Here is a 19,429-nt window from a genome sequence, read left to right as displayed (position 1 = left end):
AGGCCCCGATGACCGACGACCTGCCGAAACCCCAGGCCCCGCTGCCCCTGTCGGGCAACCAGCGGCGCAAGATGAAAAGCGCCTCCCGGCTCTACGCCGTGCAGGCGCTGTTCCAGATGGAGCAGTCCGGTCAGACCGTCGAGCGTGTCATCGCGGAGTTCGAGGATCACCGCTTCGGCGCGGTCTACGACGGCGACGAGATGCAGGAGGGCGACCCCGACCATTTCCGCCACACCATGACCGACGCGGTGAATTATCAGGCGAAGATCGACCAGATGACCGACCGCGCGTTGGTCGCCAAATGGCCGATCGCCCGCATCGACCCGACCCTGCGCGCCCTTTTCCGCGCCGCCGGGGCGGAACTGGTGAATTCCGACACGCCGCCCAAGGTCGTCATTTCGGAATATGTCGAGGTCACCGCCGCCTTCTTCCCCGATGGCAAGGAACCGCGCTTCGTCAACGCCGTGCTCGACCACATGGCACGCGAGGCCCGGCCCGAGGCCTTCTGATAACGGGAACCCCGCCCCATGCCTGCCTCTGCCACCACCCGCGTCCTGCTTGTCGATGACGACGCGGCCGTGCGGGAGGCGCTGGCGCAGACGCTGGACCTGGCCGACCTGACACCGGTGACCGCCGGCAGCTTCATCGAGGCAAAGGACCATATCTCACCTGATTTCCCCGGCGTCGTCCTGTCGGATATCCGCATGCCGGGGCGTGACGGGTTCTTCCTTCTGGACCACGCGCAGAAGGTGGATCCGGAGCTTCCGGTGATCCTGCTGACCGGAGAGGGCGACATCCCCATGGCCGTGTCCGCCATGGATCGCGGGGCGTTCGGGTTCCTGGAAAAGCCCTGCGCCTCCCGCGACATGCTGTCGGTGCTGGAACGCGCCCTGACGACCCGGCGGCTCGTGCTGGAGAACCGCCGCCTGAAGGCGCAGCTCGAAGCGGGCGATCCCGCGGCCCGGCTGATCTTCGGCTCTTCCGCTGCCAGCCACGCCCTGCGCGACCGGGTGCGTCAGGTCGCGCGCACCACGGCAGAGGTGCTGGTGACAGGCGCCCCCGGCACCGGCATCTCCAAGGTGTCCGAGGTCATCCACCTGACCTCCGCCCAGTCCCGCATGCCCTTCGTGAAGCGCGCCGCCGCGGGGCTGACGCCGGAGGGCCTTCTGGCCGCCGCCGCCGAGGCCGCATCGGGAACCCTGTTCATAGACGAGATCGCCGCGCTTCCGCGTGAGACCCAGTTCGCCCTGTCCGACCTGTTGGAACAGGGGCCGGGTGCACGCCTGATCGCCGGATGCACCGGGGACCTTCAGCAGGCGGCCCAGACTGGCGGCTTTCACCCCGATCTGTTCTACCGGCTCGACGTGATGCGCGTGCGCATCCCCGCCATCGCCGAGCGGCCCGAGGACATCGCAGTCATGTTCCGCCAGTATGCCGCACAGGCGGCCGAGCAGGCCGGTCTCAGGCCGCCCGAGATCACGCCGGACATCATCGCGGGTCTGATGGCCCGCGACTGGCCCGGCAATGCCCGGGCGCTGATGTCCGAGGCGATGCGCTTTGTTCTTGGCGTCGGCGACAACGCGCCTGCCGAGGGCGACCTCGGCCTGGCGGAGCAGATGGCGCAGGTGGAACGGTCCCTTCTGGTCGCGGCGCTGAAACGCCACGCGGGACAGGCCACGGCAGCGGCGGCAGCCCTGAAACTGCCGCGCAAGACCTTTTACGACAAGCTGACGAAGCACGGTCTGAGGGCGGAGGATTTCCGTTAAGGGTCAGGGCGTTCTGCCTGTAACTGGACCCCTGACGTCACAGTCATCCTCGGACCTGAGCTGAGGATCCCTGACAGGGAAGATCCTCGGATCAAGTCAGAGGATGACGGCGGGGCGGGAGGTGGGATGCTAACCGGGTTGAAGCCTTAGGATGACGCCTTCTCGGATTACCACTCTGTACCTTGTGCGAAAAACCGCACAAACCACGCGACGCCTTGTGTGAAATCCCGCACGATGCCGCCATGCAGCATTTGCGGAGCGGCTATTCGCCTGACACAAGAGTCGGAATTAAAACAAAAAAAATGGCATCTGGCGCAATCGCGCCACCACACTTGAGCGTCAGTCGCCTCCCCCGCAATCCTCCGGACCAGACGATACGTCAACTCGAATCACTCAACGGGAGGAGACCCGACATGAAGCTTCTGACCACCGCCGCAATGGCCCTGGCCCTGACCGCCACCGGCGCATTCGCCTCCGAGGGCTGCGACGACGGCGAGATCGTCGTAAAGTTCGCCCACGTCACGAACACCGACAAGCACCCCAAGGGCATCGCGGCCGAGCTGCTGAAGACCCGCGTCAACGCCGAGATGGACGGCAAGATGTGCATGGAGGTCTACCCGAACTCCACCCTCTACGACGACGACAAGGTTCTCGAGGCGATGCTGCAGGGCGACGTTCAGCTGGCTGCGCCCTCCCTGTCGAAGTTCGAGACCTTCACCAAGGTCTTCCGCCTGTTCGACCTGCCTTTCATGTTCAAGAACGTCGAAGCCGTGGACGCGTTCCAGGCCTCTGACGCCGGTCAGGAGATGATGGACTCCATGACCAAGCGCGGCCTGCAGGGGCTGGCCTTCTGGCACAACGGCATGAAGCAGATGTCCGCCAACAAGCCGCTGCTTGAGCCGGGCGATGCTAAGGGCCTGAAGTTCCGCATCCAGCCCTCCGAAGTGCTGCAGGCGCAGTTCGAGGCGCTTGGCGCGAACCCGCAGAAAATGGCCTTCTCCGAAGTCTACGGCGCGCTGCAGCAGGGCGTTGTGGACGGGCAGGAAAACACCTGGTCCAACGTCTACGGCCAGAAGTTCTTCGAAGTTCAGGACGGCACGACCGAAACCAACCATGGCGCGCTCGACTACCTCGTCGTGGCCTCCGTCGACTGGCTCGACAGCCTGGACGAAGGCGTGCGCGACCAGTTCCTGACCATCATGGACGAAGTCACCACCGAGCGGAACGCAGAGGTCGGCAAGGTCGACATGGAAGCCCGTCAGGCCATCCTCGACGCCGGCGGCAAGATCGTCGAACTGACGCCCGAGCAGCGCCAGGCCTGGGTCGATGCGATGAAGCCGGTCTGGGATCAGTTCCTGGAAGACGTCGGTCAGGAAAACATCGACGCCGCACAGGCGATCAACGCCAAGATGTAAGCGGACCGCAAGGTCGCAATCGGGGGCGCGGGCCATGTCGTCCGCGCCCCTTGGCGCACCCGCCGCACGGGCGGGGCAGGGAAGGGGACAGACATGCAGACCGGCCAGGGTTCCGGCGTCATCGACCGGATCGAGGAGACCGCAATCGCGTTCATCCTCGGGCTGATGACACTCATCACATTCGCCAACGTCGTGGCGCGCTACGTGTTCAACTCCAACATCCTCTGGGCGCTGGAAGCGACGGTTTTCCTCTTCGCCTGGATGTCGCTTCTGGGCGCGGCCTATGCCGTCAAGAAGGGCGCGCACCTTGGGGTCGACGCGATCATCGCGCTGCTGCCCGCCACCGCGCGCCGCATTGTCGGGCTGGTCGCCGTGGCGGTCTGCGTGATCTTCTCCTTCCTGCTGCTCAAGGGTGCCTGGGATTATTGGGCAAACTTCGCCAACCTGCCGCAGACGGAGGGCCGCTGGTTCCCGCTCGGCTTCGAGGAGAAGTTCCGCCCCAAGGCCTGGTACGAAGTCAACGACATCAACATGCCGGACTTCCTGCGGTTCATCGAACCGCTGATGAACGACGGCGACAAGTACGAGAAGATGCCGCGTTTCATCCCCTACGCGATCCTGCCCTTCACCATGGCGCTGCTGCTCTACCGCTTTGTCATGGCCGGTGTCCGTATCTGGACCGGGAAGAGCGACCGCATCGTGGCCAGCCACGAGGTCGAGGATGAACTGGCCGAAGTGCAGGCCGCACGGGGAGAGAACTGAGCCATGGAAGTTGTCCTTCTTTTTGTGATGGTCATCGGCCTGATGCTGATCGGCGTGCCGATTGCCGTCTCGCTCGGCATGTCCTCCGTCCTGTTCCTGCTGTGGTTCTCGGACACCTCGCTCGCCTCCATCGCGCAGACTCTGATGCAGGCCTTCGTGGGTCACTACACGCTGCTGGCGATCCCCTTCTTCATCCTCGCCTCGTCGTTCATGTCGACGGGCGGCGTGGCCAAGCGGATCATCCGCTTCTCCATCGCCTGCGTCGGCCACCTGCGCGGCGGGCTGGCGATTGCGGGCGTCTTTGCCTGCATGATCTTCGCCGCCCTGTCCGGGTCGTCGCCTGCCACCGTGGTTGCGATCGGGTCCATCGTGATCGGCGCGATGACCCAGGCGGGATACACCAAGGACTTCGCCGCCGGCGTGATCTGCAACGCGGGCACGCTCGGCATCCTGATCCCGCCCTCCATCGTGATGGTGGTCTATGCCACCGCCACGGACGTGTCTGTCGGCCGGATGTTCCTGGCCGGCGTCATTCCGGGGCTGATGGCGGGCGGCATGCTGATGGCCGCGATCTACATCATGGCCCGCATCAAGGGCATGCCCAAGGGTGAATGGAAGGGCTTCGGAGAGATCTGGCTGTCCTTCAAGGATGCGTTCTGGGGCCTGATGCTGATCGTCATCATCATGGTCGGCATCTACGGCATCCCGGGCATCACCGGCGCGATCTTCACGCCGACCGAAGCCGCCGCCGTCGCATCGGTCTATGCCTTCATCGCGGCGGTCTTCATCTATCGCGACATGGGTCCGCTGGCCACGGAGGGCGATGCGCCGAACCTGCCGCTTTACCGCAAGCCCTACGCGCTGGTCACGGCCTGGTTCCACCGCGACACCCAGAAGACCCTGTTCGAGGCGGGCAAGCTGACCGTCACGCTGATGTTCATCATCGCAAACGCCCTGATCCTGAAGCACGTCCTGACCGACGAACAGGTACCGCAGTCGGTCGCCTCTGCCATGCTGGACGCGGGCTTCGGTCCCGTCATGTTCCTGGTGGTTGTCAACGTGATCCTGCTGATCGGCGGCCAGTTCATGGAGCCCTCGGGCCTGCTGGTCATCGTCGCTCCTCTGGTCTTCCCGATCGCGCTGGAGCTCGGGATCGACCCGATCCACCTGGGCATCATCATGGTCGTGAACATGGAGATCGGCATGATCACCCCGCCGGTCGGCCTGAACCTCTTCGTCACCTCCGGCGTGGCGGGCATGCCGATGATGCGCGTGGTCAAGGCGGCGCTGCCGTTCCTCGGCGTGCTCTTCCTGTTCCTGATCCTCGTGACCTACGTGCCGATCATCTCGACCTGGCTGCCGACGCTGGTGATGGGCCCGGAAATGATCGTGAAGTGATCCCGGTCTGAGGTGATGTGAAGCGGCGTCCGGACCTCTGGGCGCCGTTTCCTTTGGCGCGGTCGCGCCGTGAGTATTTATGGCAAGATGAAGATCAGGCCGCTTCCAGCGCGGCGATGATCGGCCCGAAATCCGCCGCCGTGAGGGAGGCTCCGCCGACCAGCGCCCCGTCGACGTTGGAGATGCCGAAGATCTCCGCCGCATTGGCCGCCTTGACCGATCCTCCATACAGCAGCCGGACAGAGCGGCCGACGCCTGACCCGAAGCGCTGTTCCAGCCGGTCGCGCATGAAGTCATGCACCTCTCCGATCTGGTCGGGCGTGGGCGTCATGCCCGACCCGATGGCCCAGATTGGTTCGTAAGCGATCACCAGGTTCTGTCCGTTGGAACTGTCCGGTACGGACAGCGAAAGCTGCGCGCCGATGATATCGAGCGTGTTCGTCGCCTGCCGCTGCAACAGACTTTCGCCAAGGCAGATGACTGTCATCAGCCCCGCCTTCTGTGCGCTGCGTGCCTTGGCCCGCACGTCTTCGGAGGTTTCGTGGTGGCTGGCGCGGCGTTCGGAATGGCCGAGGATCACCGCCGTTGCCCCTGCATCGCGCAGCATCGCCGCCGAGATGTCACCGGTATGCGCCCCGTTGGTTTCCGAATGGCAGTCCTGCCCGCCGATGCGGATGGACCGGTTGTCCACGGTGCGCACGGCAGCGGACACAAGCGTGGCGGGCGGGCAGACCAAAATATCGACGCCCGGGGCGGGATGGGAAGTGGCCAGCATATCCAGTTCCCCGAGGGCGGCGGAGGTGCCGTTCATCTTCCAGTTGCCCGCCGCCAGTTTCCGCCGCATGCCCGTCTCCCGTTCCATTGGTCCGGCGCATCATCGGGGATTGCCCCGGCGCGTCAAGGTGCGGCATGCCTTCCGGCTGACCCGACAGGGCGCACGCGTCCGGATCGGGCGGAACCGATGCGCGGACGCACATCTCCGCTCCATCCGTGACCTATGTCTTCGCTCTTGCAAATATCCCGGCAGGTCCGAAGGGAAGCGGCCTCCGTCGCCTAGCCGCGCGCGGTCCGTGCAGCTTTCCGCGCCTTCTCCGCCCGCTTCTTTTCCGCCGCCGCCCGTGCCGGGCCAAGCGACAGGCGCGCCCAGTCCGCCGCCTCGTCGGGATCGTCGGCGGCGCTATCGGGCAGGGTCATCAGCGATGTGACCATGCGCTCGCCATTGGCGCGGGAATAGGTGAAGGGTTCGGAGCCAGCCTCGCGGTAGCGCGCGCCGGTCTCATCGTCAGATTTCATGTAGATCGTGCCGGAGGAGGCGATCATGGCGAACATCACGTCATCCTCGACATAGAGCGCCACGCCCGAGAACATACGCCCGGTCCGGATGGGGCCGAGCCCGCGGAAGAGGTCGAGCGCATGCTCGAGCACCTCTTCCGAGACGGCCATCAGTTTTCCGCGAACTTGATCGACTCGCCGCAGCCGCAGGCTTCGACGACATTCGGGTTGTTGAACCTGAAGCCGGATTCGAGCAGCGAGGTCTCGTAGTCGATCTCGGTCCCGAACAGGAACATCTGCGCCATCGGGGCGATCATGACCCGCGCACCGTCCTGTTCCACCACTTCGTCAAGCGTATTGACCTCGTCGACGTAGTCCATGGTGTATTCCATGCCCGCGCAGCCGCCCTTCTTGACGCCGATGCGCAGACCCTCATGCCCGTCGCGCTGCATCAGCTTGACGATCTGCGCCGCGGCGCGGGGGGTGATGGATACGGCCTGTTTGCCGGGAATGCCGAACATCTCTGGGCTCCTTTGCCCGTGAATCTAATGCGTCAGGCGTCCGAAACCAAGGGTCACATGAACCCCAGTTCCAGCCGCGCCTCGTCGGACATCATGTCCATGCCCCAGGGCGGTTCCCAAGTCAGCGCCACGTCGACCTGCTTGACCCCGTCCAGCGGTTCGACCGCATCCGCGACCCATCCAGGCATGTCGCCCGCCACCGGACAGCCCGGCGCGGTGAGGGTCATGACGATCTTCACCTCGTTCTCCGGAGAGATGTCGACGGTATAGATCAGGCCCAGGTCATAGATGTTCACCGGGATTTCCGGGTCGTAGACCGTGCGGCAGGCCTCCGTCACCGCGTCGTAAAGCGGATGATCGGTGGTCGAGGGCGCGATCAGCGGCGTGCCCTCCAATGGCTCAGTTGCGTCAGTCATGTCGTCCTGCCTTGTTCCTGAGCGAATATATAGGGTTTTGCAGCGGCAAGATCCAGAGGTCGGCGGGACGGCAAATCCGCAGTTTCGCTGCGACACACTTGGCGGGCAGGGCGGGCGGGTGCAGGGTCCGGCGCATGAAGGTTCTTGCCATCTCCGGATCCGCGCGGCGCGCTTCGACCAACACCGCGCTGTTGCACGGCCTCGCCGCCTGTGCCCCGGACGGGGTCCGGGTCGAAGTCTGGGCCGGAGTAGCCGGCCTGCCGGTCTTCAACCCTGACGAGGAGGGCGACAGGACGCCTGTCCCGGTGCGGGAATTCGCGGCGCAGGTCGCCGCGGCGGATGCGATTGTCGTGTCCTGCCCGGAATATGTCCATGCGCTGCCCGGCGGGTTCAAGAACGCGATCGACTGGCTCGTCTCGCGCGAGGAGATCATCGGCAAGCCTGTCGCCCTTCTTCATGCCTCGCATCGCGGTGAGGACGTTCTGGCGGATCTGCGTCGCGTGCTGGCAACGGTGACGGAGCATTTCTGGACAGATGTCTTCCTGACTGTCCCCGTTCTCAGGAAAACGCCGGAGGAGATAGGCGCGATGTGTCGTGCGCCGGAGCAGGCGGCGGCGCTGGCCGAATTCCTCACCAGTCTGCAAAGGCGGGTCGCTTCGGCAGCTGTCGCGGACTAACTTGCCCACGCCCGGCGGGCCGGCGGTGCGAAGGCATGGGCGAGGTTCGCTGGCACACAGGGGGCCGCACTTGCGAAGGTGCCGCGGGCGAGGTCGGGGAACAGGGTCAGGATCTCTTTCCGATGCGGCGGGGCGAGGGTGGAGAGCGCAACGGGTCCGGGCAGCAGTGTTTCCGTCGGGGCGCCCTCTGCCAGGATCACCTCGTGGGTGTCGAGCATGACGTGCCAGTATTGCACGCGCCGCCCGTCGTCGACGCGCCGGACAGAGCGGCCGTTCACGAAACCATGCGCCGGGACAAGGCAATGGTCGAGCCCGAGGAACAGCTGCGCCTGCCAGCCCGCCACATAGATCCGGTGCTGCGGAGATACGACAAGCGGCCGCCGGTTGCCGACAATGCCGGGGGCAAAGCGCACCGGAGCCAGCCTGCCGCGCGCCTCGACCTCCGTGCAGCCGATCCACCGGATCGGGCGCGCCGCGCCCTCCAGCGTCGTCACGAGGTCGCCCACCTTCAGGCGGTGCACGGGTACGTCTCCCTCCGGGGTCAGGATACGGGTGCCGCGGGTGAAGCAGATCGTGCCCTCCATCTGCATGGTGCGGATGGCCTGTTCGTTCGACGCCCCGCCCGTGGCTGCCCCTACGGCAAAGAAAACCCTGTCGCCGCCCAGCACGGTGGTCAGGTCGTCTTCAGAGAACCCGTCGCCGTTGGCGTCGCCCGGATCGAACACGGCGGAGCCGAGCGTGACGCCGTCGAAAGCGACGGTCAGCGTCTTGGTCGCCGCGGTCCAGGTGATTTCATTGAGATGCCAGGCGCCGTCCTCGATATTCATGGTCGAGGGGAAGGCGATCTCCGGCGTGGACATGTAGGACGACGAGAAGGTCCCGCCCGCATCCGACTGTGCGCGCAGCTGGATGTGGTCGTATGCGGCCTCGGTGCCGTTCTGATAGGTGTCGTATTCCAGGACCCAGGCGTTTTCGACATGGCCCGTGCCAAAGTATTCGCCACCAGTGCTCGGCGTGATGACGTTGCCGTCCGGGTCATTGTGGAACATCCAGGTGATGCCATCGGCCCCGGCATCGTTGGCCCCGTAGTAAGCTTCGTAGACGAAGGAGAAATCGTAGTTGATCGAATAGGCGGAGGTGGAACTGACCAACCCGGCCTGCCACTGCTGGTCCGGCGTGAGGGTATAGACACCCGTCACCGGGTCGTAGGATGCATCCCCCGTGGTGACCGTAGTCGAATTGTCCCAGTCGACGGTGCGCGCCATGACCTGCCTGCATTCACCGGCACCGCCCCGCATCCGCCGGAGTGCACCGTCTTAGTTCCGCTCCGGCATGGCCGGAGGTGTTCCAACTGCTCTGCCGGAGTACCGGCATATTGTTATTTGCGGGGGAGAAAGCCGATCCGTGCAACGTGACATGAACCATGACGAGCCACGCCTAAAGACTCGCTAAACTCACCCCATGCGCTTTTTGCACTGACGTGTTTACGAAAAAGTAAAGCGCGGGAGAACCCGCGATTTTGTATCAGGCTTCACGAATATGTCAGAACGTTGATCCAGTTAACTTTCCGAGGCCTGCGCGCCCCTGCGCCGCCGCACCGGAGCCGGGCGCACCTGCGCCTCCACCTCGTCGTACAGCCGCCCGACCACATCCTTGCCGGATGCGGTTTCCACCCCCTCGAACCCCGGAGACGAGTTGACCTCGAGCACCTTCGGCCCGGTCTCTGATCGCAGCAGGTCCACCCCGGCCATGTTGAGACCAAAGGCCCGTGCGGCGCGGAGGGCGGTCTCGCGCTCTTCCTTCGTGATCTTCACCGGGGTCGCCTTGCCGCCAAGGTGCAGGTTGGACCGGAAATCCCCGCCCTCTGCCGTGCGTTTGATTGCGGCAACCACCTTGTTGCCGATGACGAGGCAGCGGATGTCCTCTCCGGCTGCTTCCTTCACGAAATGCTGCACGAGGAAATTTGCCTTGAGTCCCCGGAAAGCGGAAATCACCGACTCCGCCGCCTTGCGCGTTTCGGCCAGAACCACGCCGCGTCCCTGGGTCGATTCCAGCAGCTTCACGATCAGCGGGGCCGAACCGACCAGCCCGATCAGGTTGCCCGTGTCCTTGGGCGACGACGCGAAGGCCGTGGCCGGCATCCCGATCCGGTTGCGCGCCAGCACCTGATGCGCGTGCAGCTTGTCCCGGCTGGCGGTGATCCCGGCAGACCCGTTCACGCACCACGTCCCGATGGTTTCGAACTGCCGGATTACCGCCGTTCCGTAGGGCGTGATGGAGGCCCCGATGCGCGGGATCACCGCATCGTAGCGGGGCAGGCGCTTGCCGTCGTAATGCACCTCGGGGGCGAGCGCGTTGATCGCCATGTAGCAGCGGGCCGTGTCGATCACCTCTACCGTATGGCCGCGCTCCTCCCCGACCGAGACGAGGCGGCGGGTGGAATAGTTGTCCTCCCGGCTCAGCACGGCGATGCGCAGGGCGCGGTTCGGCGCGGCGGTGCGGACATGAGCGGAATGATAGACCTCATAGCTCAGTTCCGGCTGGCAGAAGCGTTCGCCGGGCGCGACCGTGACCCGATCCACCAGCGCCTGACGACCAAGCAGCATGTGCGACTGCATGCCCCGCCGGTCGGTCAGCGTGATCTCGATCGGCCAGGTCTGGCCGGCGATCTCGAGCGGGGTGCGGATGACGTAACGGTGTTCGGTCTCGCCATTCGACGAGGTGACTTCGCGCCGGTCCACGATGTCGGCGGAACAGGGGATTTCCAGATCCTCGCGCCCCGGGATCGGATGAACGGTGAAACGCACCTGCGGCTTCTCGGCCCGGCCGAACGTCTCGATCTCCGTCGCGTGCAGGGCGGAGGTCTTGGCCCCCGTATCCACCTTCACCCGCAGCGTCGGCAGGCCCAGATCGGGCAGCGAGACCCATTCCTCCCATCCCAGCCGGAGCATCGGGGCACTGTCGTCTCTGGATGGGGTGTCGTGGATCATGACTGGCTCCGCTGGGGGTCGGGTCGGGGGAGAATCGGTCGCCGCCGGTCGCGCCGATGCCTCTTCGATTCCACTAGCGCCGTCCAGCAAAGAAATCGTAACAGCCGCGACCGGCGACATGGCGCGATGAGGGCGCGTGCCCGCCGCCCGAGAGATAGCCCGCCGCCGTCCCGGGTCCACCATCCGTTGAGAACGCGGGCAGGGCCGCGGGGCGAACGCTTCCCACGATTGGCAGCACCGCGCCATCTGGCGAAAAAAAAGGGCAAATACAGTATGCTTCGCCGTATTCTTGTTCAGTTTTATGAGGAATCCATGTCTTTTCGCGCCTTCCTTCTCGCCGCCCTAGCAGGCCTCGCACCCGGCTTTGCCGCCGCAGCCCCGGTCGAAATCTTCTACGATGACTTTGCCGCCGAAGTGGCCGGTGCGCCGGGCACCGTACAGACCATCAACTTCTCGCCGCTTGCCAACTGGGACATCGTCGACGGCACGGTCGACCTTTTCACCAGCGGCGGTTTCGGCCTTCCCTGCGGATCGACAGGCTGTCTCGACCTCGACGGCTCAACCGGCAACGCCGCGCGTCTCGAACTGAAATACGAAACGATCTTCATGGCGGGGATCACCTACACCCTCACGCTCGGCCTGTCCGGCAAGAACGGCGGTGGTCTGGAAAACCTGACATTCGGCACAGTCGGTTACGCCATGACGACCTACACGTCTCTGGCCGGCGCCGGGTCGCCGGTGACGCTGACCACCAGCTTCACCTACGGTACGACCACGGCGGACAAGCTGTTCCTCGACCACGACGGCGGGGACAACTTCGGCCTGCTGCTGGATTTCGTCAGGCTGGAGCACGACGCACCCGCGGTTCCGCTACCCGCAGGTCTTCCGCTGCTGCTCGCCGGTCTCGGCGCGCTGGCCATGCTTCGCCGCCGGTAAGCGGCCACTTCCCTCATCGGCCCTTCTGACATAGGAGGGGCCGATGACCCGCTTCTCCTTCACTCTCTCCGCCACGGACGGCAAGGCGCGTACGGGCGTGATCTCCACCCCGAGGGGAGAGATCCGAACCCCCGCCTTCATGCCCGTCGGCACGGCGGCGACGGTCAAGGCGATGATGCCCGAAAGCGTGCGGGAGACCGGGGCCGACATCCTGCTCGGCAATACCTACCACCTGATGCTGCGACCGACGGCAGAGCGCATCGACCGGCTTGGCGGTTTGCACAGGTTCATGAACTGGGACCGGCCGATCCTGACCGACAGCGGCGGCTTTCAGGTCATGTCGCTGGCCGACCTGCGCAAGCTGACCGAAAAGGGCGTGACCTTCCGATCCCATGTCGACGGGTCCAAGCATGAACTCACCCCAGAGCGGTCGATGGAGATCCAGCGCCTGCTCGGCTCCGACATCGTGATGTGCTTCGACGAATGCCCGGCGCTGCCCGCAGATCGCAAACGGATCGAGGAGTCGATGCGCCTGTCGATGAGATGGGCTGCGCGGTCCCGCGATGCCTTCGGCGACCGTCCCGGCCACGCGCTCTTCGGCATCCAGCAGGGCGGGCTGGAACAGGACCTGCGCGCCGAAAGCGCGAAGGCCCTGACCGACATCGGCTTCGAGGGCTACGCGATCGGGGGCCTTGCCGTCGGAGAGGGGCAGGAGGCCATGTTCGCCTGTCTCGACTACGCCCCCGACCAGCTGCCGCAGGACCGGCCCCGGTATCTCATGGGCGTCGGCAAGCCCGACGATATTGTCGGTGCGGTGAAGCGCGGCGTGGACATGATGGACTGCGTACTGCCCTCCCGCTCTGGGCGCACGGGGCAGGCCTGGACGCGCCGCGGTCAGGTCAATATCAAGAACGCCCGCCACGCCGACGACCCTCGCCCGCTGGACGAGGATTGCACATGTCCGGCCTGCCGTAACTATTCCCGCGCCTACCTGCACCATGTCTTCCGCGCACAGGAGATGATCTCCGGCATGCTGCTCACCTGGCACAACCTGCATTACTACCAGCAGATCATGGCCGGAATGCGTGCCGCCATCGCCGAAGGCAGCTTTGCCGACTGGGAGACGCGCTTCCATGCGACCCGCGCAGAGGGCGACATCCCCCCGCTCTGAGCCTCGCGCCGCCAGGCCGACACGACCCTCAGGTCTTCGCCTTGCCCGAAATATCCCCGCCGGAGGCATCCCCCGCTGGCCAAGCGCACCGGCCCCGCTATGGTGCGCCCATGCCGACGCCGTCCCGCCCCCGCCCATGACGCTGCTCCTGCTCTCCGGAACCGGAGAGGCGCATGCGCTCGCCCGCGCTCTCGCCGCGCAAGGCACCCCTGTGCTGGCCTCCCTCGCGGGCGCGCTGCGCTCCGGGGCCGACTACCCCGTGCCGCTGCGCACCGGCGGCTTCGGCGGGGCAGAGGGGTTCATTGCTGCGCTTGCCGGCCACGGGATTACCGCCGTGCTGGACGCGACGCACCCCTTCGCCACCCGCATCACGATCCGCACCGCGCGTCTCTGCCGCGAGCGTGGGCTTCCCTACGCGCGGCTGTCCCGGCCCGCATGGCAGGCCGGGCCGGGGGATCGCTGGCACACCGCCGTCACGGCGGAAGAGGCCGCAGCCCTTGTCCCTGACGGGGCCACCGTCCTGCTGGCCACCGGGATCGGGACCCTTGACCGTTACGCCGGACTAGCCGGGCGGACGCGCGTCCATTGCCGCCGGATCGACCCCGATGACCGGCCCTTTCCCTTCGCGGGCGGCAGCTGGCTGACCGGGCGGGGGCCCTTCGACCTGGCCTCGGAAACCGCGCTGTTCCGCCGCCTCGGCATCACCTGGATCGTCACCAAGAACGCGGGCGGGCAGGGCGCGCGCCCGAAGCTCGACGCCGCCCGCGCGCTTGGCCTCGACGTCGCGATGATCGCCCGCCCGCCGGACCCCGAAGGCTGCACGGTCCTGCGCACGGTCCCCGAGGCGCTGGACTGGGTCGCCGCCCGATGACTGCCGCCCGCCGCATCGACACACCCGAAGATATCGCCGAGGGCACCGCCGCTCTTGCCCGGATGGATCCCGCCCTTGCCCGGATCGCGCATCTCGTGCCGCCGCTGCGCCGCCGCCCGGCGGGGTTTGCCACCCTGTTCCAGGCCATCGTCGGCCAGCAGGTCTCCACCGCTTCCGCCGCCGCGATCTGGGCGCGGGTGGAGGCCGCTGGCCTGCACCATCCCGCCGCCGTAGCCTCTGCCGGAGAGGACGGCCTGCGCGCCGCCGGTCTCTCTCGCCCCAAGATCCGCTATGCCCTCGCGCTCGCCGGTGCGGGTCTGGATTTTGCCGCACTCGACTCCCTGCCGGACGATGCGGTGATCGCCGAACTGGTTGCACTCCCCGGCATCGGTCGCTGGACGGCGGAGATCTATGCCCTGACCGCGCTTGGCCGTGCCGATGTCTTCCCGGCCGGAGATCTGGCCTTGCAGGAGGCCGCGCGTATCCTCTACGACCTTGACGACCGGCCGGACGAACGCACCATGCGCGCAATGGCGGAGCGGTGGAGCCCGTGGCGGGCCGTGGCCGCGCGGCTGCTCTGGGACCACTACCGCGAACGGAAACAGAGGGAAGGAACACTATGACACGGGTACTCAACGCAGGCCGCAAGGATCCTGTCTCGGGCGAGACGCGCTCTGTCGTGGTCTTCCTGCATGGCTATGGCGCGAACGGAGCGGACCTACTGGGGCTGGCGGACGTGCTGGGCGAACACCTGCCGGACACGCTTTTCGTTGCTCCGGACGCCCCCGAATCCGTGCCCGGCGCGCCCTTCGGCTTTCAGTGGTTCCCGATCCCCTGGCTCGACGGTTCGTCGGAGGAGGAGGCCGAGCGTGGCATGACCGCCGCCTTCGACGACCTCGACGCCTTTCTCGACGCGCTGATGGTGGACGAGGACGTGCTGCCCGAGCAGGTCGTGCTCTTCGGCTTCTCACAGGGCTCCATGATGTCGCTGCATGTCGGACCGCGGCGGGAGGACGAACTGGCCGGGATCGTCGCCTTCTCCGGTCGTCTCCTGAAGCCCGAGGACCTGGCGGAAGAGGCCGTCAGCCGCCCGCCCGTCCTGCTGGTGCACGGCGACGCGGACGAGGTCGTCCCGCCCCAGAGCCTGCCCGCCGCCGCAGAGGCCCTGCAGGGCGCCGGCTGGAAAGAGGTCTACGCCCATGTCATGAAGGGCACCGGCCACGGAATCGCACCGGATGGCCTGTCGGTGGCGCTGGCCTTCATGCGGGACAAGCTGGGGCTGTGAGGGGCAGGGGGTCTTTACCCCGCGCCCGGAACGTGGAACCGTTTCCGGCGGATCACCAGGGAGGACGCAGATGATCATAGTCACCGGAACCATGGAAGTTGCGCCGGGCAACGAAGACCAGGCGAAGGCAAACTTCGCCCTCGCCGCCGAAAAGTGCAAATCCGAACGCGGCTGCATCGAGTATCGGTTCTGGCAGAGCGTCGACCAGCCGACCCTGTTCCGCGTCTACGAGGAATGGGAGGACAAGGATTGTCTGCGCGAACACTCCGCCCATCCCAATTTCCAGGCCCATGCGGACAGGATGGCACCGCTTGGCGTGACCAACCGCAAGCTGAAGATGATCGAACCGGGACGGATCAAGGATCTTTGAGGCGGGGCCGGAAATGGAAGGCGTAGGGCGGGCTTCAGCCCGCCACCCCACAGGGCTGGTGGCGCAAATGTCCCCGACACCGGTCGGGGTGTCTTACCTGCAGCTCCGCCAGTAACCGGAAGATCCACGGATCAGCCCCGAGGATGACGTCCGCCGGATGAGACGCCTGTCCGGCCCGCGTCACTGCTCCGCATCAAACACCCGTTGCACATCCGCGCGCCTGCGCCATGATCGGTGAGCCGCATGCCCAATGTCACGGCGTTGTCACCGAATCCGGCTAGCCCTGTGGATAAGCAGCATGTCGGGGGCTTGCCATGGGGAAGCCGCGATATATAGTCAAATGACGGATGGGGCGGGTCTCCCGCCCTGGTGCCGGCAAGGGCAGACAGGACGAGGGCCGAGTCGACTATGGACGGGGATTTCAGAACCGAATTCGTGCGGGAACCGGCGGCGCTGAAACAGCATCCGGCACTGGTACTCAACGCGGATTACAGGCCGCTCTCCTACTACCCGCTCAGCCTCTGGCCCTGGCAGGAGGCGGTGAAGGCGGCCTGGCTGGACAGGGTGGACATCGTCGCCGAATACGACGCCTGGGTCCGCAGCCCGAGTACGGAGATACGAATACCCTCCGTCGTCGTTCTGAAAGATTATGTAAAACCTCAAAAGCGCGTGGCCTTCACGCGCTTTAATCTTTTTCTGCGGGACGAATTCCGCTGCCAGTATTGCGGCGCCAAGGGCGACCTGACGTTCGACCATGTGGTCCCGCGCGCGTCCGGCGGCATCACCTCCTGGGAAAACGTCGTCGCCGCCTGTTCGCCCTGCAACCTGAAAAAGGGCTCCAAATCCCTGCGCCGCGCGAACATGTCCCTGCGCAAACCGCCTCGTGCTCCGGGGGCGGAAGAACTGCGCAACATGGGCCGGAAGTTCCCGCCCGGCCACCTGCACGAAAGCTGGATCGACTACCTCTACTGGGACGCCGAACTGGAGGCGTGACGCGTCAGGCGAGGCGGGACAGGACGAAATCCGCGCGTGCCGCGACGCCGGTCTTCGGCAGCAGGACGGCGGTGTAGCCGAGCCTCTCGTAAACAGCCAGAAGACGATCATGCTCATCGACCGCTGCGTCGTAACCATGGCGGCGATCCGGATCGGTTTCGTAGATCTCGGGCCATGGGGGCACCAGGAACACTTGCTGGTGAAACCGCGCCTGTCCCGCAAGCGTTCGTTCCACCGGGACGCCCGCAGAATGCTCCAGCGCGGCTGCGGCGTCGATGAGCCCGCGGTCGAAGAAGATATCGCCGTCCGGCTCCAGCGCGGCGCGATCTGCCAGTGCCATCTCGACGGCGCGGCGGGCAAAGGCCTCAGGATCGGCCCAGGGCAGAGAGGCACCGGAGCCCTTCAATTCCTCAGTCACGATCCTGCGCCCGGGCTCCGCGACCGTCCGGTAGCCCCGCGCGACCAGTTCTGCCAGCAGGGTCGATTTCCCGCCGCCGGAGCAGCCGGACATTATGATCTGTCGTGCAGTGGGATGCTGCATAAGGGCCTCGCATGATGCGGATAAGGGGGCGCTTCGGGGCAGGGCGCTACGGAGGCCAGGCCCAAAACAAAACCCCGGCACATGGGCCGGGGTCCGCGTTTCCGAATGTCCGATGGCTCAGCTGTTGCCGGTGCCGCTGGTTGCGGGGGCGGCGGCCGGAGCCGCGTTGGCAGCCGGTGCCGCAGCGGCAGGCTTGGCCGCCGTCTTGTTGCCCGACAGCGGATCGTCCTGGCGCTGCACAGAGCCTTCGAAATGCGCGCCGCTCTCGATCGCGATGGTCTTGTGGATGATATCGCCTTCGACCCGCGCGGTGGAGGTCAGGCGGACCTTCAGGCCACGCACCCGGCCCACGATGCGGCCGTTGATGACGACGTCGTCGGCGATCACCTCGCCCCGGATCGTCGCGGTTTCGCCAACCGTCAGCAGATGCGCGCGGATGTCGCCGTCGACCGTGCCCTCGACATTGATGTCGCCGGTGGTCTTCAGGTTGCCGGTCACGTGCAGGTCGGAGGACAGCACCGAAGCGGCGGGCTTCGCCTTGGGGGCGGCCGGCTTGTAATCGCCCATGCCTGAGGTCTTGGCTGCGCCGGTGTCGAAGGACCCGGTCGGCGGAGTCGTCGTTTCGCTGGTCTTGGGACCCGGTTCGTTGATTTTGCTCTTAGAAAACATTGTTTGCAGCCTTGATATAGATCATCGGGTTCACGGCCTTGCCACCGACCCGGACTTCGTAATGGAGATGAGGCCCGGTCACCCGTCCGGATGCTCCCATATCACCGATCCTGTCCCCGCGCGAGACTCTTTGTCCCACGTTCACGCGAATGCGCGACATGTGGGCATAGCGCGTCTCGATCCCGAAATCGTGCTGGATCTTGACCAGACGGCCATAGCCCGACAGCCAGCCGGCATGGATCACCACGCCGTCGCCGGAGGCATAGAGCGGCGTGCCGACGGGCCCTGCCAGGTCCAGCCCGGAATGCATCCGCCGCCCGCCGTTTTTGGGGTCGCGCCGGTAGCCGAAGCCACTGGTGAAACGGAAATTCTGGTGCACCGGAACTGCGAAAGGCGCTTTTTCGGCCGCGATCCGATAGAGGTTCAGCCGGTCGAGCTGGTTCAGGATGCGGTTCGCGCGGCTTGCGTCGAGCGACGGTTCCGACCCCATGGTCGACAGCGTGATCGGCGACATCGGGCCGCCCTGGCCGGAATAGCCGCGCCGGACCTGGGAGATGATGCGGTCCGTGCTCATCCCCGCGGCGCGGAACATCTTGTCCAGCGGCTTGATCGACACTGTCATGGCTTCTTCGAGCTGACGGAAGATCTGGTCGTTCTGGTCATGCATTTCCGCGATGCGCTGCGTCAGCTCTTCGGCATGGTCGAAGGCATCCTGCGCGTCCGAGGTCACCTGATCGCGTTCCGCCGCCGTCTGCGCCAGCGCCGCGGTCATGAAGTCGAGCGCCTTTTCGTTGGTCTCCGCCGCGACGGTGCCGGGCAGGGCGGTTTCGCTGTCGCCAAGCTGGGCCGACAGCACCGCCGCATCCTTCCGGGCCGTGTCACGTTCGGTCATCGTGCGGCGCAGCGTGGCCTGTACGACGCTGAGACCCGTCTCGGCCTCCCGCAGCCGGGTTTCGGCGGCCAGAAGCTGGGATTGCATGACGGAGATCTGTTCGAGCGCGGAATTGAACCGTTCCTGAGCGGCCAGCGCCTCCTCCGCCCGCATGTCGCGCTGCGCGGCCATGGCGTTCAGCCGGTCCTGGTAGATGTGCTGGTCGCGTTTGGCCTGTTCGCGGAAGTTGCCGGAGCCGATGGAGTCCATCAGAAGCACGGCGGTGGCGATGATCGACCAGGCGACGATGGCGGCGGAACCGGAAAAGGCGATCAGCTGCGTGGCGGGCTTGAGCCGGATGAAGCGGGTGTCGGTGTCCGACCTCAGGAAAAGCCTGCGTTCGGGAAAATGTCGCTCAAGCAGAGCGTTCGCACGGATAGCCAGTCGTGTCCGCAAATGTCGCGTCCTCTGTCCCAGTCCCCAAGAAAGCGATGTCCATTGTCCC

Annotated in this window: 22 protein-coding genes; 13 read left to right on the top strand and 9 right to left on the bottom strand. The window is 65.8% G+C overall.

Going from position 1 to position 19,429, the window contains the following annotated elements; genetic code table 11:
• Nucleotides 1-8 precede the first annotated feature (8 nt).
• From nusB to IEV87_RS08145, 5 genes are all read left to right on the top strand, one after another.
• The gene (gene nusB, locus IEV87_RS08165) at nt 9-509 is read left to right on the top strand and encodes a transcription antitermination factor NusB (protein ID WP_188477154.1); all 501 of its coding nucleotides are present in this window, start codon (nt 9-11) and stop codon (nt 507-509) included.
• 18 nt (nt 510-527) lie between these two features.
• Nucleotides 528-1,766: a sigma-54-dependent transcriptional regulator gene (locus IEV87_RS08160; protein ID WP_188477153.1), complete on the top strand. Its 1,239-nt coding sequence runs from the start codon at nt 528-530 to the stop codon at nt 1,764-1,766.
• Nucleotides 1,767-2,179: 413 nt separating this feature from the next.
• The gene (locus tag IEV87_RS08155; RefSeq protein WP_188477152.1) at nt 2,180-3,181 is read left to right on the top strand and encodes a DctP family TRAP transporter solute-binding subunit; all 1,002 of its coding nucleotides are present in this window, start codon (nt 2,180-2,182) and stop codon (nt 3,179-3,181) included.
• 93 nt (nt 3,182-3,274) lie between these two features.
• The gene (locus IEV87_RS08150) at nt 3,275-3,943 is read left to right on the top strand and encodes a TRAP transporter small permease (protein ID WP_188477151.1); all 669 of its coding nucleotides are present in this window, start codon (nt 3,275-3,277) and stop codon (nt 3,941-3,943) included.
• A 3-nt stretch (nt 3,944-3,946) separates the two neighbouring features.
• Nucleotides 3,947-5,341, top strand: coding sequence for a TRAP transporter large permease (locus IEV87_RS08145; protein WP_188477150.1), 1,395 nt, complete (start codon nt 3,947-3,949; stop codon nt 5,339-5,341).
• Nucleotides 5,342-5,435: 94 nt separating this feature from the next.
• Here IEV87_RS08145 and tpiA read toward each other — a convergent pair whose 3' ends face one another.
• The 4 genes from tpiA to IEV87_RS08125 all read right to left on the bottom strand — a co-directional run bounded on the left by tpiA (nt 5,436) and on the right by IEV87_RS08125 (nt 7,550).
• Nucleotides 5,436-6,185: a triose-phosphate isomerase gene (tpiA, locus tag IEV87_RS08140; RefSeq protein WP_188477149.1), complete on the bottom strand. Its 750-nt coding sequence runs from the start codon at nt 6,183-6,185 to the stop codon at nt 5,436-5,438.
• Between the two features lie 209 nt (nt 6,186-6,394).
• Nucleotides 6,395-6,784, bottom strand: coding sequence for a TfoX/Sxy family protein (locus IEV87_RS08135; RefSeq protein WP_188477148.1), 390 nt, complete (start codon nt 6,782-6,784; stop codon nt 6,395-6,397).
• Entirely contained in the window at nt 6,784-7,134 is a 351-nt protein-coding gene (locus tag IEV87_RS08130) for a HesB/IscA family protein (RefSeq protein WP_188477147.1), read from the bottom strand. The genes IEV87_RS08135 and IEV87_RS08130 overlap by 1 nt, the downstream gene beginning before the upstream one ends.
• 53 nt (nt 7,135-7,187) lie before the next feature.
• Entirely contained in the window at nt 7,188-7,550 is a 363-nt protein-coding gene (locus tag IEV87_RS08125) for an SUF system Fe-S cluster assembly protein (protein ID WP_188477146.1), read from the bottom strand.
• A 134-nt stretch (nt 7,551-7,684) separates the two neighbouring features.
• Here IEV87_RS08125 and IEV87_RS08120 point away from each other — a divergent pair, with 134 nt between their 5' ends.
• Complete coding sequence (locus IEV87_RS08120; RefSeq protein WP_188477145.1) at nt 7,685-8,227, top strand: NADPH-dependent FMN reductase; 543 nt, start codon at nt 7,685-7,687, stop codon at nt 8,225-8,227.
• Here IEV87_RS08120 and IEV87_RS08115 read toward each other — a convergent pair.
• Entirely contained in the window at nt 8,224-9,492 is a 1,269-nt protein-coding gene (locus tag IEV87_RS08115; protein ID WP_188477144.1) for a Hint domain-containing protein, read from the bottom strand. The two genes, IEV87_RS08120 and IEV87_RS08115, sit on opposite strands and share 4 nt — an antisense overlap.
• A 294-nt stretch (nt 9,493-9,786) precedes the next feature.
• Entirely contained in the window at nt 9,787-11,217 is a 1,431-nt protein-coding gene (gene rimK / locus IEV87_RS08110; protein ID WP_188477143.1) for a 30S ribosomal protein S6--L-glutamate ligase, read from the bottom strand.
• Nucleotides 11,218-11,529: 312 nt separating this feature from the next.
• Here rimK and IEV87_RS08105 point away from each other — a divergent pair, with 312 nt between their 5' ends.
• The 7 genes from IEV87_RS08105 (at nt 11,530) to IEV87_RS08075 (ending at nt 16,843) form a co-directional block, all read left to right on the top strand.
• A complete protein-coding gene (locus tag IEV87_RS08105; RefSeq protein WP_188477142.1) occupies nt 11,530-12,153 on the top strand; it encodes a VPLPA-CTERM sorting domain-containing protein in 624 nt (207 codons plus the stop codon).
• Nucleotides 12,154-12,196: 43 nt separating this feature from the next.
• Complete coding sequence (gene tgt / locus IEV87_RS08100) at nt 12,197-13,324, top strand: tRNA guanosine(34) transglycosylase Tgt (RefSeq protein ID WP_188477141.1); 1,128 nt, start codon at nt 12,197-12,199, stop codon at nt 13,322-13,324.
• Between the two features lie 136 nt (nt 13,325-13,460).
• Entirely contained in the window at nt 13,461-14,195 is a 735-nt protein-coding gene (locus IEV87_RS08095) for a cobalt-precorrin-6A reductase (protein WP_188477140.1), read from the top strand.
• Nucleotides 14,192-14,818: a DNA-3-methyladenine glycosylase family protein gene (locus tag IEV87_RS08090; protein ID WP_188477139.1), complete on the top strand. Its 627-nt coding sequence runs from the start codon at nt 14,192-14,194 to the stop codon at nt 14,816-14,818. The genes IEV87_RS08095 and IEV87_RS08090 overlap by 4 nt, the downstream gene beginning before the upstream one ends.
• Nucleotides 14,815-15,480, top strand: a complete 666-nt coding sequence (locus IEV87_RS08085; RefSeq protein WP_188477138.1) for an alpha/beta hydrolase — start codon at nt 14,815-14,817, stop codon at nt 15,478-15,480. The genes IEV87_RS08090 and IEV87_RS08085 overlap by 4 nt, the downstream gene beginning before the upstream one ends.
• Before the next feature lie 70 nt (nt 15,481-15,550).
• Nucleotides 15,551-15,850, top strand: coding sequence for a putative quinol monooxygenase (locus IEV87_RS08080; RefSeq protein WP_188477137.1), 300 nt, complete (start codon nt 15,551-15,553; stop codon nt 15,848-15,850).
• A gap of 408 nt (nt 15,851-16,258) precedes the next feature.
• On the top strand, nt 16,259-16,843 hold the full coding sequence (locus IEV87_RS08075; RefSeq protein WP_188477136.1) for an HNH endonuclease: 585 nt from the start codon (nt 16,259-16,261) through the stop codon (nt 16,841-16,843).
• Between the two features lie 4 nt (nt 16,844-16,847).
• Here the strand turns inward: IEV87_RS08075 and IEV87_RS08070 are convergent, their stop codons facing one another.
• From IEV87_RS08070 to IEV87_RS08060, 3 genes are all read right to left on the bottom strand, one after another.
• Nucleotides 16,848-17,354 (bottom strand): AAA family ATPase, encoded by a 507-nt coding sequence (locus IEV87_RS08070; protein ID WP_229737479.1) that lies wholly within the window; start codon nt 17,352-17,354, stop codon nt 16,848-16,850.
• Between the two features lie 147 nt (nt 17,355-17,501).
• A complete protein-coding gene (locus IEV87_RS08065) occupies nt 17,502-18,053 on the bottom strand; it encodes a bactofilin family protein (RefSeq protein ID WP_188477134.1) in 552 nt (183 codons plus the stop codon).
• A complete protein-coding gene (locus IEV87_RS08060) occupies nt 18,043-19,380 on the bottom strand; it encodes a M23 family metallopeptidase (RefSeq protein WP_188477133.1) in 1,338 nt (445 codons plus the stop codon). The genes IEV87_RS08065 and IEV87_RS08060 overlap by 11 nt, the downstream gene beginning before the upstream one ends.
• Nucleotides 19,381-19,429 lie beyond the last annotated feature (49 nt).

The sequence above is a fragment of the Primorskyibacter flagellatus genome (assembly GCF_014638275.1).
Lineage (GTDB): Bacteria > Pseudomonadota > Alphaproteobacteria > Rhodobacterales > Rhodobacteraceae > Pseudooceanicola > Pseudooceanicola flagellatus_A.
This window is presented reverse-complemented; position numbering and strand designations above follow the sequence as displayed.